Source organism: Variovorax sp. (assembly GCF_035634955.1).
Classification (GTDB): Bacteria; Pseudomonadota; Gammaproteobacteria; order Burkholderiales; family Burkholderiaceae_C; genus Variovorax.
Genome location: NZ_DASQBZ010000016.1, coordinates 235,244 through 251,616, shown reverse-complemented (window position 1 = coordinate 251,616; position 16,373 = coordinate 235,244). Strand labels below are relative to the sequence as shown.

The following is a 16,373-nucleotide window of genomic DNA, read 5'->3' as shown; positions in this document are numbered from 1 at the left end:
GCCCGCCACCTTGTCGTGGCTCGGCGACAAAAATCGTGGGTTCGGCGGGAAAAGCGGGCTTCCGGCCCCGTTGCCGACCCGAAAAATGGCACTAAGCCATTGATTTGAAAGTACTTTTCTGCGCTGGCATGGGGATTGCCCTATACCAGCCATGACGACTACTTTCAGTCCCTCCGCCACCCTGCTGCGCTCGCCGCTGCAGGGCCTGCGCCACAAGCATGTTTCGCCCTCGCGCCTGCGCCCCGCGGCGCCGACGGGCCATGGCGCGCCGGCCGACCATGGGATGGCGGCTGACAGCGTGTTCAAGCGATTTCCTGCGATCGGCGACACGCCGGTACGCGACAAACAAGCCTTCTAAGGGGCCCCGACACATCATGAAGCCAAACGACTTTTCCCAGCTTCGTGTGCTGGGCGAACAAGACATTGCCGTGTCCACTCGCCCCGCGCTGCGTGAGGAACGCCACCCCAATTCCGTCACGGCCCCGCCCGTCCATCGCGGCTCGATGGCGCCGCAACCCTGGCGCGGTTTCTGGAACAGCATCGGAGCCGGTCTGATGGCGCGCCTGGGCATGACCAGCCGCCGCGCCGACCCCGGCGTGCCGGCCGGCCCCCAGCAGCCGTGGCAGCGCGCCGCGCGCCAGCGCCGCATGACCTTCATGCTGCTGACGCTGCTGAGCACCGGCCTGGCCGCCTGGCTGTTCGCCGGCATCCAGCCCGAGTACGACAGCGCCTGGCTCGAATACGGCCAGATCGGTCTGTACGCCGTGCTGTCCGGCTGGGTGGTGTCGGGCTTCGTCACCGCGCTGATGGGCTTCTATGTGTCCGTGCGTGGCGACAAGCACGCCCTGTCTGCCAGGCAGGTGGCCCACCATCCGATGAACCGCGACGCCCGCACCGCGATCATCATGCCGATCTGCAACGAGGACGTGGCCACGGTGTTTGCCGGGCTGCGCGCCACGTGCGAATCGGTGGCCGGCACCGGCCATGCCGCGCAGTTCGACGTGTTCGTTCTGTCCGACACCAACAAGCCCGAAGTGGCCGCCGCCGAGCGGGCCGCCTGGGAAGGGCTGCGTGCCGCCCTGGCCGAAAACGGCCAGCAGCCGCAGGTCGAGGTGTACTACCGCCTGCGCACCCGCCGCACGCACCGCAAGGCCGGCAACGTCGCCGACTTCTGCCGCCGCTGGGGCAAGGACTACCGCTACATGGTGGTGCTGGACGCCGACAGCGTGATGAGCGGCGACTGCCTGACCTCCATGGTCAAGCTGATGGAAGCCAACCCGACCGCCGGCATCATCCAGACCGCCACGCAGGCCATCGGCCACGTGACCCTGCACGCCCGTGCGCAGCAGTTCGCCTCGCGCGTCACCGGCCGCCTGTTCACGCTGGGCATGCAGTTCTGGCAGCTGGGCGAGTCCCACTACTGGGGCCACAACGCCATCATCCGCGTCGAGCCGTTCATGAAGCACTGCGCGCTTGCGCCCATCAAGGGCACGGGCGGCATGTCCGGCGGCATCATGTCGCACGACTTCGTCGAGGCTGCGCTGATGCGCCGCGCCGGCTATCACGTGTGGCTGGTGGCCGACCTGGTCGGCAGCTACGAGCAGCAACCGCCGGACCTGCTGGCCGAGCTGCAACGCGACCGCCGCTGGTGCCAGGGCAACCTGCAGAACGCCCGCCTGATGGCCGAGCCGGGCATCCACCCGGTGCACCGCGCCATGTTCGTCACCGGCACGATGGCCTATGTCTCGGCCCCGCTTTGGCTGGCTTTCATGACCCTGGGCACCGCCCTGTGGCTGTCGGGCTCGAGCCTGTTCTCGCTGTGGAACGACGTCCTTCCGATGGAACTGGTCGGCCTGTGGCTGTGGACGCTGTGCCTGCTGTTCCTGCCCCGCGTGCTGGGCGTGGTGGCCGTGCTGATGCGCGGCGAGCAGCGCCACTATGGCGGCGTCGGCGGCCTGCTCAAGAGCTCGGCCATGGAAAGCGTCCTGGCGATCGTGCAGGCGCCCGTGCGGATGCTGGCGCACTCGGTGTTCGTGCTGGTGGCCGTGACCGGCATCAAGCTGGAATGGAAGTCGCCTCCGCGGGAAGCCGCTGCTGTCGGCTGGCGCGATGCCACCGCGGCGCTGGCCCCGATGAGCAGCGCTGTCGCGCTGGCCGCCATCGGCGTGGCGCTGGTCGACTCGGCTGCCCTGATCTGGCTGATGCCCGTCGCGCTGCCCCTGCTGATGGCGATCCCGCTGACGGTGCTGAGCAGCCAGATCGAACTGGGTACCACCCTGCGCGAGAACGGCTTCCTGCTGATTCCCGAGGAAGCGCGTTCCCCGGCGGTGCTGCGCCGCGCCTGGCGCCACGCGCTGCGGCTGTCGCGCCCGGCGGCACTGACCGCCGCCTGAGCCGCCCGACCGGCCCCTTCATGAAAAAAGCCGTCCGCAATCGCGGACGGCTTTTCTTTTGGTGACTGCCCCGGCGGCCGCAGCCAACAGGAGCCGCGCTAGCGCTCAGGCCGCCAGCAGCGTCCTCACGTCGGCCACGATGTCGGGCACCGGGCTGCCGTAGCGCACGTACAGGCGCAGGCGGCCTTGTGGGTCGTACACGTATTGCGCCGCCGAATGGTCCATCGAGTAGCTGGTGGGCGTCTTGCCGTCGACCTTCTTGTAGTAGACCTTGAAGTCCTTCGCCGCGGCGACCAACTGCTCCGGCGTGGGAATCAGGGCGACGAAGGTGGGGTCGAAGGCCGCCATGTAGGCCTTCATCACCTCGGGCGTGTCGCGCTCGGGATCGACGGTGACGAACACCACCTGCAGCTTGTCGCCGTCCGCGCCCAGTTCCTTCTTGACCCGCGCCATCTCGACCATGGTCGTGGGGCACACGTCGGGGCATTGCGCGTAGCCGAAGAACAGCACGACCACCTTGCCCTTGAAGTCGGACAGCTGGCGCTGCCTGCCGTCGGCGTCCTTGAGCGAGAAATCGCGCGCGTACTCGGCGCCGGTGATGTCCACCGCGTGGAAGCTTTTCTTGTCGCCGCCGTCCGTGCAGGCGGCCAGCGCGCCCAGGGCCGGCACGGCCGCGGCGGCCGCGAGCACCTTGAGCAGGGCACGCTTTTCGAGGGATGTGACAGCAGAAAGCATCTTGTCGTTCGATCGTCAGTACACGAGGTAGTGGTCCACCAGCAGCGCAGCGAACAGCACGCTCAGGTGGATCAGCGAGAAGCGGAAGGTCTTGCGCGCCAACGCATCGGAGTAGTTCCGCCACAGTGCGAAGGCGTAGCCCGAGAAGCCCAGGCTCACGGCCACCGCCACCGCCAGGTAGAGCCAGCCGCTCATGCCGTAGATGAACGGCATGAGGCAGGCGGCGAACAGGATGAAGGTGTAGAGCAGCACCTGCAGCCGGGTGAACTCGTTGCCGTGCGTGACCGGCAGCATCGGCAGGCCGGCCTTGCGGTAGTCCTCCACGCGGTACAGCGCCAGCGCCCAGAAGTGCGGCGGCGTCCAGAGGAAGATGATGAGGAAGAGAATCAGCGCCTCGGGCCCGACGTCGCCGCGCATGGCCGCCCAGCCGAGCACCGGCGGCATGGCGCCGGACGCGCCGCCGATCACGATGTTCTGTGGCGTCAGCGGCTTGAGCACGACCGTGTAGATGACGGCGTAGCCCACGAACGTGGCGAAGGTCAGCCACATGGTGAGCGGATTGACCGCGAACCACAGCAGCGCCGAGCCGGCCAGGCACAGCGCCATGGAGAACACGAGCGCCTGCCGGTCGCTCAGCTCCCCGCGCGCGGTGGGCCGCCAGGCGGTGCGCTTCATCTTGGCGTCGATGCGCTTCTCGACCAGGCAGTTGAAGGCGGCCGCGGCCGCGGCGACGAGCCAGATGCCGGCGCTCGCGAGCGCGGCGACGCGCACGTCGGCCCACCCGGGCACACCGGGCACGGCAAGCACCATGCCGATGAACGCGCAGAACACGATGAGCTGCACCACGCGCGGCTTGGTCAGCGCGTAGTACTGGCGCAGCAGGTCGGCGTGCGGCCGGGAGTGCGCGGACAGCGGCGTGCTCATCTGGCGGCCTCCGCACTGCGTACCGATGGCGTGGCCCGCCCGGCAGCGCCGGGCTGCGTGGCCCGGTCGGCAGCCCGGGCGCGCCGGCTTTCGCACAGCGTCCAGGTCAGCACCACGGCGAGCGCGGCTGCGCCGCCGGTGTGCAGCAGCGCGGCCACCAGCGGCCAGCCGAGCAGCACGTTGCCCAGGCCGGTGGCCAGTTGCAGCAGCGCCAGCGCGGCCAGCCAGCGGGACTGGGCGCGCAGCCCGGGTGCGTCGCGATGCAGTCGCCAGGCCAGCCAGCCGATCAACGCGAACACCACGTAGGCCGTCAGCCGGTGCACGTAGTGGATGGCGGTGAGCGCGGCGAACTCGATGGGCACGCCGCTGGCGTCGGTGCCCAGTTCGCGCCAGATCTGGAAGCCCTGGGCGAAGTTCATGGGCGGCCACCAGCTGTCCTGGCAGACCGGGAACTGGGTGCAGGCCAGCACCGCGTAGTTGGTGCTGACCCAGCCGCCGAGTGCGATCTGCAGCAGCAGTGCCCCGGCGGTCCACCAAAGGAGCCCGCGCAAGCCGCCCGACAGCGGCAGCGGCGCCCGCAGCTCGGCCGCCTGGCTGTAGCGGACGGCCTGGATGCACAACAGGGCCAGCAGCACCACGGCGCCCAGCAGGTGCAGGGTGACGATGGCCGGGTACAGACGCCAGGTGACCGTGAGTGCGCCGAAGGCGCCTTGCAGGCAGACCCACACCAGCGTCGCAGCGGGCCACCAGGCGCTGAGAGAGCCCAGGCCGCGTTCGGCGGGTTGCGGCGCCGCCCGCTCGCGGCGCCGGGCCACCCAGGTGGCCACCGCCAGCACCAGGATCAGGAAGCCGACGGTGGTCGCCAGGTAGCGGTGGACCATCTCGACCCAGGCCTTGGAATGGGTGACCGGCCCCGTGGGCTGCGTGGCCTGCGCCATGGCGATCTCGTGGCGCGCGCCCAGCGGGCTGGCGTTGCCGTAGCAGCCGGGCCAGTCGGGGCAGCCCAGGCCGGAGTCGCTCAGCCGGGTGAAGGCGCCGAACAGGGTCAGGTCGAAGGTCAGGAACAGCGTCAGCACCGTCAGCGCCCGCAGCCTGCGGCCGGGCCCGGCGCCGGCATGGCGACGCCACAGGTACAGCAGCGGCCCCAGCGCGAGCAGCACGCCAACGCCCAAGAGCCAGGCGACCGGCGCGAGGTCGTAGAGCGGCACGTCGTTCATCGCGTCGGCTCCTTCAACGTCCGGGCTCGTCCCAGGACGAGGAGGCGCGCAGCACGCGCTCGATGTCGCGCTTGGCACGGGCCGCGCCGGCGGCGTCCATGTTCGGCGGAAAGCGCATCATCCAGTTGCCCATCGGGTCGACCAGGTACATGTGCTCGGACAGCTCGTGGCCGGCAGCCGGCTGCAACCAGGCCGCCAGCTGCGCCTGCGGCACGCGCAGCACGGTGGCGCCTTGCAGGCCGGGGCGGAGCCGCTCGGGCAGCGGCTGCGCGTCGGAGATCAGCCAGACGCGGTCGAGCCGGTCCTTCTCGCGGCCCAGCGTCTCGCGCAGCTGGCGCTGCAGGTACAGCGCCTGTTCGCATCCGGCGTCGCAGGCCGCGCCGCCGACCACCACCAGCAGCCACTGGCCCTTCAGGGAAGCCAGCGCCACGCTGGTGCCGTCGGGGGCGACAGCGTCGATGGCCGGCAGGGGGCGCTGCGGGTCGATCAGTTCGCCGTAGACGCTGCGGCCCTCGGGCCGCACGACGTAATAGGTGAAGTACGAGGCGAGCACGGGCGCGGCGCACACGAGCATCACCAGCAGCATCTTCGCCCGGCCCAGGCGGGTGCGTCGCCCCTGCTCGGCCACCGCCAGCGTCTGCTGCGGCGATGGCATCGAATGCACCGTCAGGCCGAGCGGTTCGTCAGTCATGGAACCTGGACGCGCGGCGGCGGCGGCGGAAGGGGACGATGATTTGGAACCAGACATACAGGATGGCGACCACCGCCGACAGGCTGAACCATTGGAATGCGTAGCCATAGTGCCGCTCGACACCCAGTGCCGGCGCCGGCCAGTCGCGCTGCAGGCCTTCCGACGCGGCGCCGACCTGCTGCAGGCTCAGTTCGGTGCGCAGCGGCAGGCCGGTTTCGCCGCGGAAGGCGGCCAGGTCGAGATTCTGCCGGATGGCGGTGCGGCCCGGCGCGGCCGCCCGTGCCTCGGGTGCCAGGGGTTGCGCCGGCGTGGCCTTGTCCTGGGCCGCCTTTTGCTGCAGCGCCGGCGACGGCACCTGGGTCGTTGCCTCGCTCGTGGCCGGCGCCTCGGACGCGGCCTGCGGCTGCACCGGCAGCGAATGCAGGCGCGGCGCCACCGGCGTGTCGGACAGCGTGCGCTGCGACTCCGGATCGGTGGTGACGGTGGTCGTCGTCGTGGAGGCCTGAGGCGGCGGCGCGCCATCGGCGGGGGGCGCAGTTGTGGCCGCGGGCGCCGAAGCCGCCGGCTCGCCCAGATCAAGCAGGTGCGCGGGCGGCGCGGCGATGACGGCGTCGATCTCGACGATGCCCGGCGGCGTCTGGACCGGCTGCAGCTTGGCGCGGTCCTCGAAATTGCGCTGGATCCAGCCGCGCTGGATCATCAGCGTCTGCTCGGTCCCCTCGAGGGCGAAGGGCGTGAGCACGTAGAACCCCGGCACGCCGTGCATCTGCCGGTTGTCCAGGTAGACGGTCTGCGCGCCCAGCCACAACCCGCGCAGGTGCACGCGCCGGTGCTCCGAGGCGAGTGGCTTGTCCATCGCCAGGAACTCCTCCTGCGACAGCGGCGGCAACTTGCCCTGAGCTTCGATCTGTGCCTGCATCGCCTCTTTCTGGGAGGCGCGGGACAGTTGCCAGCGCCCCAGGGCGATTCCGGTGGCGATCAGGGCAAGGGCGACCAGGGCGATCAGCCAGCGCAGGGCGCGGCGGGGTGCGGAGGACGATGCGGGCGACAGCGCGGCATGCGTTCGCGTCGAGTGGCCAGGGCTCACAGGCAGATAATCCGTGTCATGAAATTCGTGATTGCCGTTGCCCTGCTGGGCATACTGGCCTGTCTGGCGGCCGCGCTGTTCTTCATGCTGAAGGGGGGACGCGACGGCCGCGGCAAATCGGGAGGGATGGCGCGCGCGCTCACCCTTCGGATTGCGTTGTCGGTGATTTTGTTCCTTTGCGTGCTGCTGGCCTGGAAATTCGGGCTCATCCAGCCAGGGGGCCTGCCGGTCGGCAAATAGGTCGGGGCGTTCTTCGTGCCCCCAAGAAAAAAGCGCCTTGCGGCGCTTTCTTCCTGCCTGACGATCAAATTGTCGCATCAGTGGCGCAGTGCGCCGGATGCCCGGCGCAATTCCCCGTCAAGCAAAGAGAAACCCATCGTTGCGGCTCAGAGCCAGTAGACGAGGAAGTACAGACCGAGCCACACCACGTCGACGAAGTGCCAGTACCAGGCAGCGCCCTCGAAGCCGAAGTGGCGCTCCGCGGTGAAGTGTCCGGCACGCAGTCGCAGCGTGATGAAGAACAGCATCAGCATGCCGATGAACACGTGCAGGCCGTGGAACCCGGTCAGCATGAAGAAGGTCGAGCCGTAGGTCCCGGAGCTCAGCTTGAGGTTCAGCTCGGTGTAGAGGTGGTGGTACTCGTAGCCCTGCACGCACAGGAAGATGAAGCCCAGTGCCACCGTCAGCCACATGAAGCGGATCGTCTGGGCCCGGTGGCCTGCGCGCAGCGCATGGTGCGCCAGTGTGATGGTCACGCCCGAGCTCAGCAGCAGCGCCGTGTTGATGGTCGGCAGCCAGAACGGACCGACCGTCTGGAAGGGCTCGACGATGTTGGCCGGCGAACCGGTGGCACCGGCCGCGAGCGTGGGCCACACCGCCTTGAAGTCCGGCCACAAAAGGGCGTTGTCGAGGCTGCCGAGCGTGGGCAGCGCGTGCGTGCGGGCCCACCACAGCGCGGTGAAGAAGGCGCCGAAGAACATCACCTCCGAGAAGATGAACCAGCTCATGCTCCAGCGGTACGACAGGTCGACCTTGTGGCCGTACTGGCCGCTCTCGCTCTCGCGCGCGGCCGAGCGGAACCAGCGGAACAGGGTGCTGAGCCAGATCAGCATGCCCGCCAGCAGAGACCAGGCGCCCCAGGCGTGCCCGTTGATCCACTGGGCCGCGCCCAGAATCACGAAGAACAGGCCAATGGCGCTGAGCACCGGATAGGCCGAGGGGGCCGGCACATAGTAGTAGGGCGTGCTGCCGTGGGCGGTCGAACTCATGAATCGCTCCTGCTTTGTCGTTCTCTATTGCTCGTCTTGCGGTGGCCGCTCACGGCGCCACCACGAATTTCACCAAGGCCACCAGGCCCAGCACCAGCAGCACCACCGCGACCAGGCCGACGGCGACCACGTGCAGCGGCGTCAGGCGCCGGATGTCTTCCTCATAGGCGCTGTTCTTGCGCACGCCGAAGAAACCCCATGCCACGGCCTGCACGGTGCGCAGCAGCGACGGCTTGCGCGCCTCGCCGCCGGCGGCCGGAGCGGCATCCTGCTCGTGGCGCGGATCGCTCGCGGCCATCACGAACGCGGCTCCGCGGTGTTCGCGGCGACCGGGCCGGCCGGCGCCGCGGGAATGGGCGAACCCACCTCGAAGAAGGTGTACGACAGCGTGATCGTCTTGACGTCCTTGGATATCTTCGGATCGATCACGAACGCCACCGGCCAGTGCTTGCTCTCGCCCGGCTGCAGCGTGTACTGGTTGAAGCAGAAGCACTCGACCTTGTTGAAGTACGGTGCCGCCTGCTGTGGCGCGTAGCTGGGAATGGCCTGGGCCGCCATGCGGCGGTTCTGCGTGTTCTGGAACTCGTACATCACGGTGTTGAGTTCGCCCGGGTGCACCTGCATCGAGCGCACTTCCGGATGGAACTCCCACAGCCCGCGCGCATTGGCGTCGAACTCGACCGTGATGGTGCGACTGCGGTCGACCTGGGTGTTGTCGACCCGAACGTCCTTGCCGCCGGCGGCACCGCCGGGCACCTGCAACTCCGACACCGCCAGGATGTTGATGCCGGTGACTTCGCAGATCGCGCGGTACATGGGCACCAGCGCATAGCCGAAGGCGAACATGCCGGCCGTGACCACGGCCAGCTTGCCCACCATGCGCAGGTTGCCGCGTCGGATGCGCTCGGTCTTGGCCATGGCCGGTCGTGCGGTCTCAACCGCGCATGAAGATCATGCGCGCCAGGAAGCCGAAGAAGAACACCAGGGCGATCGAGGCCAGGATCAGGCCCAGACGGCGGTTGTTCTTCTTCTGCTCGGGCGTCATGGCGGCTGGGCTGCTCATTCGGTGCGGCGGGCTCAGCCGACCACGCGGGTGGCGGTGGCGTCGAGCTTGGGCGGCGTCTCGAAGGTATGGAACGGCGCCGGCGACGGCACTTCCCACTCGAGGCCCTCGGCGCCTTCCCACGGATTCTGCGGCGCCGGCTCGCCCTTGCCGCGCATGGTCGGCAGCACGATGAAGAAGAAGAAGTACACCTGCGCCAGGCCGAAGGCGAACGCGCCCACCGAAGCCACCGCGTTGAAGTCGGCGAACTGCATCGGATAGTCGGCGTAGCGGCGCGGCATGCCCGCCAGGCCCAGGAAGTGCATCGGGAAGAAGGTGAGGTTGAAAGAGATCAGCGACCACCAGAAGTGGATCTTGCCGCGCATCTCGTCATACATCACGCCGGTCCACTTGGGCACCCAGTAGTAGAAGCCCGCGAACATGGCGTACAGGGAGCCGGCCACCAGCACATAGTGGAAGTGGGCCACCACGTAGTAGGTGTCCTGCAGCTGGATGTCGATCGGGGCCATGGCCAGGATCAGGCCGGTGAAGCCACCCATCGTGAACACGAAGATGAAGCCCACTGCGAACAGCATCGGCGTCTCGAAGGTCATCGAGCCCTGCCACATGGTGGCGATCCAGTTGAAGATCTTCACCGCCGTGGGCACCGCGATCAGCATGGTCGCATACATGAAGAACAGCTGGCCGGTCACCGGCATGCCGGTGGTGAACATGTGGTGCGCCCACACGATGAACGACAGGATCGCGATGGAGCTGGTGGCATACACCATCGACGCGTAGCCGAACAGCTTCTTGCGGGCGAAGGCCGGAACGATCTGGCTGACGATGCCGAAGGCCGGCAAGATCATGATGTAGACCTCGGGGTGGCCGAAGAACCAGAAGATGTGCTGGTACATCACCGGGTCGCCGCCGCCGGCGGGGTTGAAGAAGCTGGTGCCGAAGTGGCGGTCGGTCAGCGTCATCGTGATGGCACCGGCCAGCACGGGCATGACCGCGATCAGCAGGTAGGCGGTGATCAGCCAGGTCCAGCAGAACATCGGCATCTTCATGAGCGTCATGCCCGGTGCGCGCATGTTCAGGATGGTCACGATGATGTTGATCGAGCCCATGATCGAGCTGGCGCCCATGATGTGCATGGCGAAGATGCCGGCGTCCATCGACGGGCCCATCTGCAGCGTCAGCGGCGCGTAGAGCGTCCAGCCTGCTGCCGGGGCGCCGCCGGGCATGAAGAACGAACCCACCAGCATCAGGGCAGCCGGGATCAGCAGCCAGAAGCTGAGGTTGTTCATCCGCGCGAACGCCATGTCGGAGGCGCCGATCTGCAGCGGGATCATCCAGTTCGCGAAGCCGACGAAGGCCGGCATGATCGCGCCGAACACCATGATCAGGCCGTGCATGGTGGTGAACTGGTTGAACAGCTCGGGGTTGACCAGCTGCAGGCCGGGCTGGAACAGCTCGGCCCGGATGCCCAGCGCCAGGATGCCGCCCACGATCAGCATCGTGAACGAGAACAGCAGGTAGAGCGTCCCGATGTCCTTGTGGTTCGTGGCGAACACCCAGCGGCGCCAGCCGTGCGGATGATGGTGTTGCTCGTCGTCGTGCGCGTGGCCGCCGGCGTGTCCGTGGGGATCGAGGACTGCACTCATTTCGGTATTCCTTGGCTTGTCGCTACTTCGTCGTGGGCGCGCCGGGCGTCACTGGATCTTCTTGCGCTCGGCCAGCACCTCGGCCGGCTGCACGAGCTGGCCGGTCTTGTTGGACCAGCTGTTCTTGGTGAAGCTCACCACCGCCGCGATGTCGGTGTCGCTCAGGTGCTTCCAGGATGGCATGGCACCGTTGTTGCGGCCTTGAAGCACCACGTCGATCTGCTTGGCATGGTCGGCGTCGAGCACGATCGCCGAGGCGTCGAGCGCCTTGATCGGGCCGGCGCCCTTGCCGTTGGCCTGGTGGCAGGCGGCGCAGTTGGCGGCGTAGACCTTCTCGCCGCGGGCCAGGATCTCGGGCAGCGTCCAGACCTTGTTCGGATCGTCCTGCTTGGCCGCCGCTTCCTTGCGCTTGGTGTCGACCCAGGCGGTGTAGTCGTCCGCCGAGACCACCTTCACGTGGATCGGCATGTAGGCGTGTTCCTTGCCGCACAGTTCCTGGCACTGGCCGTAGTAGTCGCCGATCTTCTCGGCGCGGAACCAGGTGTCGCGCACGAAGCCGGGGATGGCGTCCTGCTTGATGCCGAACTGCGGTACCGCGAAGGCGTGGATCACGTCGTTGGCGGTGGTGATGATGCGGATCTTCTGGTTGACCGGCACCACCAGCGGGTTGTCGACTTCCAGCAGGTAGTTGTCGGGCGCGTTCTTGGCGCCGGCATTGGACATGGCGCGCTGCTCGGGCAGCAGCGTGGAGATGAAGCCCAGGCCTTCGCCCTCGCCCTTGATGTAGTCGTAGCCCCACTTCCACTGGTAGCCGGTCGCCTTGATGGTCAGGTCGGCATTGGTGGTGTCCTTCTGCGCGACCAGGAGCTTGGTGGCCGGCAGCGCCATGAGGATGACGATGACGAAGGGGACGATGGTCCAGATGACCTCGACGACGACCGACTCGTGGAAGTTGGCCGCCTTGTGGCCGACCGACTTGCGGTGCTTCCAGATCGAATAGAACATGACCGCGAACACGCCGACGAAGATCACCGTGCACAGGATCAGCATCCAGTTGTGGAGCAAGTGCTGCTCTTCGGCAACCTTGGTGACGCCGACCGGCAGGTTCAACTGGCGAACCGCCGGCCCACCGGCCAGATCGCCCACGGCCCAGGCCGAACCACTGAACGCCGCGCCAGCCGCCAGGAACAGATTCGCTGGCATGTACCACTTGCTCTTCATCGTGTTCACTTCTTCATTTTCCAGTTAACCCATCGGCCAGACCGTCGGCTTGGACTGCGCCGCGCCGCCTTGTCAGGCATCGCGCAGCGCCATGCGGATCTCCCGTGCCAGCGCCGCCCGAAGTTCGGGCCGCACGAAGCGGCCCACCTTGACTGAACGACCCTGGCCCGAGACCGTGATCAGCGAGCGATCGCTGGCCTCCGGCTCGATCCGCACCTGGTGCGGCAAGAACTCCGTGCGCTGCCAATGCCCCCCGTTCTCCAGCTCGACGATCAGCCTTCCGGCCTGCAGCTCGATCGTCTCCCCATCTGCCGCGTGCCTGGCGTAGACCAGCAACGCCACTCCGACCGCCGCCAGCTCTGCCCACGCAAATGGCAGCACCAGCGTCGCGCCGTGCAGCCAGAAACCGGTTCCGATGCACAGCGAGACCAAACACAGCGAAACGTAGAGCCAGCCCAACTGGCTCGGGGTGACCGAGCAGTTGCGTCTGAGCAGCCAGCGGATGCCTTGGCCGGAGACGGTGGCAAAACGGAACACGGAATTCGGCACGGGCGAAGTTCAGTCAATCGAGGCAAATCGGCCGTCAAAACTGTCGTTGCTCGGGCCAGGAAAGCGAGGACGAATGTTCGCGCAACGAGGCATTGTAGCGGGAGGTTTTGCTGGGGTTCACCAGGGTTGACGCGGTGTACAGCCTTGTTGTTGGGCCTATCTGACACCGCCGCCGCGACCCTGTTGCAGCATCGATCGCATGTCCCTCAAGGACACCGCGCTTTGCGGCGACAAGGCCACTTTCGGGGCCGGCTTGAAGGCGTGGCCGTAGACGATTTCGATGGTCATCGACAGGCGTCCGTCGCCTGCCTGCAACGCTCGCCGGGCCAGCGCCCCATGCAGCGCCGCCAGCCACCCCCGCCCGCGCAGGGCGCCGAAGCGCGCCGGATGCAGGTTGCGCCCGATGGTGCGAAGCTCGTCCAGGCAGGCCTGGGGCGAGCTCCATGACAGCTGGATGTGCTCCATGTCCATCACCGGCTCGGCAAATCCGGCGCCGACCAGCATGTCGCCCCAGTCGTGCATGTCGGTGAACTCGTGCCCGGCCGGCGGCCAGCCGGCTTCGCGGTGCAGCTCGCGCAGCTCCCGCAAGGTGTCGGGGCCGAGGCAGGAGAACATGAGGAATCCGTCGACCGCCACCAACCGGTGCCACTGGCCGATCAGCGATTGCGGATCGGCGGCGGCGTGCAGGGCCATGTTGGCCCACAGCAGGCCGACGCCATCGGGCGGCGCGGCGTCGGCGCCGAAGCGCGGCTGCGGCCCGAGCCAGCGCCGCGCGCGCCACCACGGCGCGGCCAGCGCCGCCTCGGTGGCGGCGCGCAACGCCGGTTCCGGCTCGATCACGATGGCCTGCGCCTGCGGGTAGCGGGCGGCCACCAGCGCGTGGGCTTCCAGGCCCCCGCGCAGGGGCGCCCAGTCGGCCCACGTGGCCGGCGCGGCCTTGATCCATTGCAGGCGGTCGGCCATGCGGCGCCCCACTTCTTCGTGCAGCCAGGGCGAGCCCTGCGTCACGGGCAGCCGTGCCCAGCGCGAGGCGGCGGCGGCATCAATGGTCGGGGGACGCCGCGTGGGCTCTGTCTCAGGCATGGGGCGGCAAGTATATTGAGGCATGGTCAGACTCCCTGCCGCCCTGCGCGCATGGCCCTGGCGCCGGGGATGGCACGAACGCCTGTCCGGGCAATGCGCGATCTGCCATGCCTGGCCGGCGCGGACCGTGTGCGATGCCTGCGCGGCCCGCTTCGCCCGCCCGGTGCCGCGCTGCCAGTGTTGCGCCCTGCCCGTGCCCGACGGCGTCACCCGGTGCGGCGCATGCCTGCGCCATCCGCCGCCGCTGGACGCCTGCGCGGCCTGCTGCGACTACGCCTGGCCCTGGCCGGAGCACATCGGCCGCTTCAAGTACCAGGGCGACCCCGGATGGGCGGCGACGATCGCGACCCTGATGCGCAGCGCGCCCTGGGTGGAACCGGTGCTGGACGCCGCGCAGGTCGTCGTGCCCATGCCGCTGGCGCCCGGCAGGCTGCGCCAGCGCGGCTTCAACCAAGCGCTGGAGCTGGCGCGCCGCCTGGTCCCCGCGCAGCGGCTGGAGCCGCGCCTGCTCCTGCGCACGCGCGAGACCACGCCGCAAAGCGGCCTGGACCGCCGCGCGCGGCTGGCCAACCTGCGCGGCGCCTTCGCCGTCGCGCCGGCGCGGGCGCACCGCCTGCAGGGCGCGCAGGTGGCCCTGGTGGACGACGTGATGACCAGCGGCGCGTCGCTCTTCGCCGCCGCGCAGGCCTTGCGCGATGCCGGAGCCGCCGGGGTGTCGGCGGTCGTCTTCGCGCGGACCGAGGCGCCGGCGCCGGACTGACCAGCCGCCGCGCGGACAATCGCGCCATGTTCAACATCGTTCTCGTCGAGCCGGAGATTCCGCCCAACACCGGCAACGTGATCCGCCTGGCGGCCAACACGGGCTGCGCGCTGCACCTGGTCGAGCCGCTCGGTTTCTCGATGGACGACCGGCTGCTGCGGCGCGCCGGGCTCGACTACCACGAGTACGCGCCGGTGCGCCGGCATGCCAGCTGGCAGGCCCTGGTCGACGCGCACCAGCCGCCTGCCGAGCGCATGTTTGCCATGACCACCCGCGGCAGCCGGCCGGTGCACGAGGTGCGGTTTTGCCCCGGCGACTGGCTTGTCTTCGGGGCCGAGAGCCGCGGCCTGGCGCCCGAGCTGCGCGAGTCCTTTCCCGAAGCCCAGCGGCTGCGGCTGCCGATGCGCCCGGGCCAGCGCAGCCTCAACCTCTCGAATGCAGTCGCGGTGACGGTGTTCGAGGCCTGGCGCCAGAACGAATTTGCCTGAACGCGCCCGCCTCGGCCCGTCTCAGGCGTAGCGGCGCGCGACCGATTCGGCCACGCAGGCAGGCTTGGTGGCGCCTTCGAGCTCGATGGTGGTCTCCCACACCATCTGCACGCCGTCGTTGTCGATCGGCTCGCTCGACAGCAGCTTCATGCGGGCGCGCAGGCGGCTGCCCACCGGCACCGGCGACATGAAGCGCACGCGGTTGAGGCCGTAGTTGACGCCCATGCGCGCCTGCACCACCTCGACCGCGTTCTGGAAGAACAGCGGCAGCAGCGACAGGGTCAGGAAGCCGTGGGCGATCGGGGCGCCGAACGGCCCCTTCTTCGCCTTCTCGACGTCGACGTGGATCCACTGGTGATCGCCGGTCGCCTCGGCGAACTGGTTCACCTGTTCCTGGGTGATGGTGATCCAGTCGCTGACGGCGACTTCCTGGCCGACGCATGCGGACAGGTCCTGGAGGGTCTGGAAGGTCTTCTTGGTCATGTGGCGCACTCTATCCGCGGCGGCGCGGGGCGCCTTGTCGGGCAGGCGACAGGCGCTTCAGCCCTCGAGCCAGGCGCAGATCGGGCGCCACTGCTCCAGGTCGCGCTGCACGCGCCAAGGTGCCACGTCGAAGACGCTCAGCCCGCGCGCAGCCAGCTGGACGTAGTTCTGCGTGTCGCGCACCTCGCCGATGACGGGCAGCCCGAGGCCGGCGGTGAACTCTCGCAACCGCTCGGCCGCCAGCGTGCGGCCGTCGACCCGCATCGCCACCAGGCCGATGCGCGTCCTGGCCGCGTTGCGCTGTTCCTTGAGCCGGTCGAGGAAGTCGCGGGTGGCATAGATGTCGAAGATGCTCGGCTGCAGCGGCACGATCACCCGGTCGGACAGGGCCAGCACCTCGCGCAGCCGCTTGCCGTGCAGGCCGGCCGGCGAATCCAGCACCGCATGCGTGGTGCCCTTGGGCGGCCGCACCACGCCTTCGGTGTCGGTCGCCTCCCAGGTGGCGATCGGGGCGGCCGAAGCAGGCCGCAGGCTCAGCCACAGGCGGGACGACTGCTGCCGGTCCACGTCGCCGAGCATGACCGCCCGGCCGCGGCTGGCGAAGTACCCGGCGACCTGCGTCGCGAGCGTTGACTTACCGACGCCACCCTTGGGGTTGGCGACCAGAACCACCGGCATGAGCGTTCCTCCAGTCCGTCCGACGCCCGGAATGTATCAGCCCCGTAACGTGCCGCAGCCGCTCGGGTCCGCAGCGCCGCGCCGACG

20 protein-coding genes are annotated in these 16,373 nt (G+C 68.7%); 5 read left to right on the top strand and 15 right to left on the bottom strand.

Going from position 1 to position 16,373, the window contains the following annotated elements:
• Window positions 1–151: 151 nt before the first annotated feature.
• Together VES41_RS08760 and mdoH are read left to right on the top strand one after the other, a co-directional pair.
• The gene (locus VES41_RS08760) at window positions 152–358 is read left to right on the top strand and encodes a hypothetical protein (RefSeq protein WP_324815624.1); all 207 of its coding nucleotides are present in this window, start codon (window positions 152–154) and stop codon (window positions 356–358) included.
• Between the two features lie 16 nt (window positions 359–374).
• Complete coding sequence (mdoH, locus tag VES41_RS08755; protein WP_324815622.1) at window positions 375–2,393, top strand: glucans biosynthesis glucosyltransferase MdoH; 2,019 nt, start codon at window positions 375–377, stop codon at window positions 2,391–2,393.
• Window positions 2,394–2,498: 105 nt separating this feature from the next.
• On the opposite strand, the gene VES41_RS08750 is transcribed toward mdoH, so the two are convergent.
• The 5 genes from VES41_RS08750 to VES41_RS08730 are packed head-to-tail and all read right to left on the bottom strand — an operon-like array spanning window position 2,499 to window position 7,047.
• On the bottom strand, window positions 2,499–3,128 hold the full coding sequence (locus tag VES41_RS08750) for an SCO family protein (RefSeq protein ID WP_324815619.1): 630 nt from the start codon (window positions 3,126–3,128) through the stop codon (window positions 2,499–2,501).
• Between the two features lie 15 nt (window positions 3,129–3,143).
• The gene (cyoE, locus tag VES41_RS08745; RefSeq protein WP_324815616.1) at window positions 3,144–4,052 is read right to left on the bottom strand and encodes a heme o synthase; all 909 of its coding nucleotides are present in this window, start codon (window positions 4,050–4,052) and stop codon (window positions 3,144–3,146) included.
• Window positions 4,049–5,269: a COX15/CtaA family protein gene (locus tag VES41_RS08740; RefSeq protein ID WP_324815613.1), complete on the bottom strand. Its 1,221-nt coding sequence runs from the start codon at window positions 5,267–5,269 to the stop codon at window positions 4,049–4,051. The genes cyoE and VES41_RS08740 overlap by 4 nt, the downstream gene beginning before the upstream one ends.
• A 13-nt stretch (window positions 5,270–5,282) precedes the next feature.
• Window positions 5,283–6,017 carry an SCO family protein gene (locus VES41_RS08735; RefSeq protein ID WP_414719071.1) on the bottom strand — a complete coding sequence of 245 codons (735 nt, stop codon included), beginning with the start codon at window positions 6,015–6,017 and terminating at the stop codon, window positions 5,283–5,285.
• Window positions 5,953–7,047 carry an SURF1 family protein gene (locus VES41_RS08730; RefSeq protein WP_324815608.1) on the bottom strand — a complete coding sequence of 365 codons (1,095 nt, stop codon included), beginning with the start codon at window positions 7,045–7,047 and terminating at the stop codon, window positions 5,953–5,955. Before VES41_RS08730 ends, VES41_RS08735 begins: the two co-directional genes overlap by 65 nt.
• 18 nt (window positions 7,048–7,065) lie before the next feature.
• On the opposite strand from VES41_RS08730, the gene VES41_RS08725 reads away from it, so the two are divergent.
• Window positions 7,066–7,287: a twin transmembrane helix small protein gene (locus VES41_RS08725; RefSeq protein WP_324815605.1), complete on the top strand. Its 222-nt coding sequence runs from the start codon at window positions 7,066–7,068 to the stop codon at window positions 7,285–7,287.
• Between the two features lie 146 nt (window positions 7,288–7,433).
• Here VES41_RS08725 and VES41_RS08720 read toward each other — a convergent pair whose 3' ends face one another.
• From VES41_RS08720 to VES41_RS08685, 8 genes are all read right to left on the bottom strand, one after another.
• The gene (locus VES41_RS08720; RefSeq protein ID WP_324815602.1) at window positions 7,434–8,315 is read right to left on the bottom strand and encodes a cytochrome c oxidase subunit 3; all 882 of its coding nucleotides are present in this window, start codon (window positions 8,313–8,315) and stop codon (window positions 7,434–7,436) included.
• 49 nt (window positions 8,316–8,364) lie between these two features.
• Entirely contained in the window at window positions 8,365–8,613 is a 249-nt protein-coding gene (locus VES41_RS08715) for a DUF2970 domain-containing protein (RefSeq protein ID WP_324815765.1), read from the bottom strand.
• Window positions 8,613–9,233 carry a cytochrome c oxidase assembly protein gene (locus tag VES41_RS08710; protein WP_324815600.1) on the bottom strand — a complete coding sequence of 207 codons (621 nt, stop codon included), beginning with the start codon at window positions 9,231–9,233 and terminating at the stop codon, window positions 8,613–8,615. Before VES41_RS08710 ends, VES41_RS08715 begins: the two co-directional genes overlap by 1 nt.
• Window positions 9,234–9,249: 16 nt before the next feature.
• Window positions 9,250–9,360 (bottom strand): cytochrome oxidase small assembly protein, encoded by a 111-nt coding sequence (locus tag VES41_RS08705; protein WP_324815762.1) that lies wholly within the window; start codon window positions 9,358–9,360, stop codon window positions 9,250–9,252.
• 32 nt (window positions 9,361–9,392) lie between these two features.
• Complete coding sequence (gene ctaD / locus VES41_RS08700) at window positions 9,393–11,024, bottom strand: cytochrome c oxidase subunit I (protein ID WP_324815599.1); 1,632 nt, start codon at window positions 11,022–11,024, stop codon at window positions 9,393–9,395.
• A 48-nt stretch (window positions 11,025–11,072) separates the two neighbouring features.
• Window positions 11,073–12,245 (bottom strand): cytochrome c oxidase subunit II, encoded by a 1,173-nt coding sequence (coxB, locus tag VES41_RS08695; protein ID WP_324815597.1) that lies wholly within the window; start codon window positions 12,243–12,245, stop codon window positions 11,073–11,075.
• A 72-nt stretch (window positions 12,246–12,317) separates the two neighbouring features.
• Window positions 12,318–12,794 carry a DUF2244 domain-containing protein gene (locus tag VES41_RS08690; protein ID WP_324815595.1) on the bottom strand — a complete coding sequence of 159 codons (477 nt, stop codon included), beginning with the start codon at window positions 12,792–12,794 and terminating at the stop codon, window positions 12,318–12,320.
• A gap of 156 nt (window positions 12,795–12,950) precedes the next feature.
• Complete coding sequence (locus tag VES41_RS08685; protein ID WP_324815592.1) at window positions 12,951–13,877, bottom strand: biotin synthase; 927 nt, start codon at window positions 13,875–13,877, stop codon at window positions 12,951–12,953.
• Window positions 13,878–13,899: 22 nt separating this feature from the next.
• Here VES41_RS08685 and VES41_RS08680 point away from each other — a divergent pair, with 22 nt between their 5' ends.
• Window positions 13,900–14,637 (top strand): ComF family protein, encoded by a 738-nt coding sequence (locus VES41_RS08680; protein WP_324815590.1) that lies wholly within the window; start codon window positions 13,900–13,902, stop codon window positions 14,635–14,637.
• A gap of 26 nt (window positions 14,638–14,663) precedes the next feature.
• Complete coding sequence (locus VES41_RS08675; RefSeq protein ID WP_324815586.1) at window positions 14,664–15,125, top strand: tRNA (cytidine(34)-2'-O)-methyltransferase; 462 nt, start codon at window positions 14,664–14,666, stop codon at window positions 15,123–15,125.
• Window positions 15,126–15,146: 21 nt separating this feature from the next.
• Here VES41_RS08675 and VES41_RS08670 read toward each other — a convergent pair whose 3' ends face one another.
• Entirely contained in the window at window positions 15,147–15,608 is a 462-nt protein-coding gene (locus VES41_RS08670) for a MaoC family dehydratase (RefSeq protein WP_324815583.1), read from the bottom strand.
• A gap of 57 nt (window positions 15,609–15,665) precedes the next feature.
• A complete protein-coding gene (locus VES41_RS08665; protein ID WP_324815580.1) occupies window positions 15,666–16,286 on the bottom strand; it encodes a ParA family protein in 621 nt (206 codons plus the stop codon).
• Between the last annotated feature and the right edge of the window lie 87 nt (window positions 16,287–16,373).

What these genes read in the sequence shown, in the direction of transcription:
- VES41_RS08685 (WP_324815592.1), bottom strand. Translation starts at nt 13,877, where the DNA reads ATGCCTGAGACAGAGCCCACGCGGCGTCCCCCGACCATTGATGCCGCC.
- VES41_RS08680 (WP_324815590.1), top strand. Translation starts at nt 13,900, where the DNA reads ATGGTCAGACTCCCTGCCGCCCTGCGCGCATGGCCCTGGCGCCGGGGA.
- VES41_RS08670 (WP_324815583.1), bottom strand. Translation starts at nt 15,608, where the DNA reads ATGACCAAGAAGACCTTCCAGACCCTCCAGGACCTGTCCGCATGCGTC.
- VES41_RS08675 (WP_324815586.1), top strand. Translation starts at nt 14,664, where the DNA reads ATGTTCAACATCGTTCTCGTCGAGCCGGAGATTCCGCCCAACACCGGC.
- VES41_RS08735 (WP_414719071.1), bottom strand. Translation starts at nt 6,017, where the DNA reads ATGTCTGGTTCCAAATCATCGTCCCCTTCCGCCGCCGCCGCCGCGCGT.
- cyoE (WP_324815616.1), bottom strand. Translation starts at nt 4,052, where the DNA reads ATGAGCACGCCGCTGTCCGCGCACTCCCGGCCGCACGCCGACCTGCTG.
- VES41_RS08705 (WP_324815762.1), bottom strand. Translation starts at nt 9,360, where the DNA reads ATGACGCCCGAGCAGAAGAAGAACAACCGCCGTCTGGGCCTGATCCTG.
- VES41_RS08740 (WP_324815613.1), bottom strand. Translation starts at nt 5,269, where the DNA reads ATGAACGACGTGCCGCTCTACGACCTCGCGCCGGTCGCCTGGCTCTTG.
- coxB (WP_324815597.1), bottom strand. Translation starts at nt 12,245, where the DNA reads ATGAAGAGCAAGTGGTACATGCCAGCGAATCTGTTCCTGGCGGCTGGC.
- mdoH (WP_324815622.1), top strand. Translation starts at nt 375, where the DNA reads ATGAAGCCAAACGACTTTTCCCAGCTTCGTGTGCTGGGCGAACAAGAC.
- VES41_RS08725 (WP_324815605.1), top strand. Translation starts at nt 7,066, where the DNA reads ATGAAATTCGTGATTGCCGTTGCCCTGCTGGGCATACTGGCCTGTCTG.
- VES41_RS08710 (WP_324815600.1), bottom strand. Translation starts at nt 9,233, where the DNA reads ATGGCCAAGACCGAGCGCATCCGACGCGGCAACCTGCGCATGGTGGGC.
- VES41_RS08750 (WP_324815619.1), bottom strand. Translation starts at nt 3,128, where the DNA reads ATGCTTTCTGCTGTCACATCCCTCGAAAAGCGTGCCCTGCTCAAGGTG.
- VES41_RS08720 (WP_324815602.1), bottom strand. Translation starts at nt 8,315, where the DNA reads ATGAGTTCGACCGCCCACGGCAGCACGCCCTACTACTATGTGCCGGCC.
- VES41_RS08715 (WP_324815765.1), bottom strand. Translation starts at nt 8,613, where the DNA reads ATGGCCGCGAGCGATCCGCGCCACGAGCAGGATGCCGCTCCGGCCGCC.
- VES41_RS08760 (WP_324815624.1), top strand. Translation starts at nt 152, where the DNA reads ATGACGACTACTTTCAGTCCCTCCGCCACCCTGCTGCGCTCGCCGCTG.
- ctaD (WP_324815599.1), bottom strand. Translation starts at nt 11,024, where the DNA reads ATGAGTGCAGTCCTCGATCCCCACGGACACGCCGGCGGCCACGCGCAC.
- VES41_RS08665 (WP_324815580.1), bottom strand. Translation starts at nt 16,286, where the DNA reads ATGCCGGTGGTTCTGGTCGCCAACCCCAAGGGTGGCGTCGGTAAGTCA.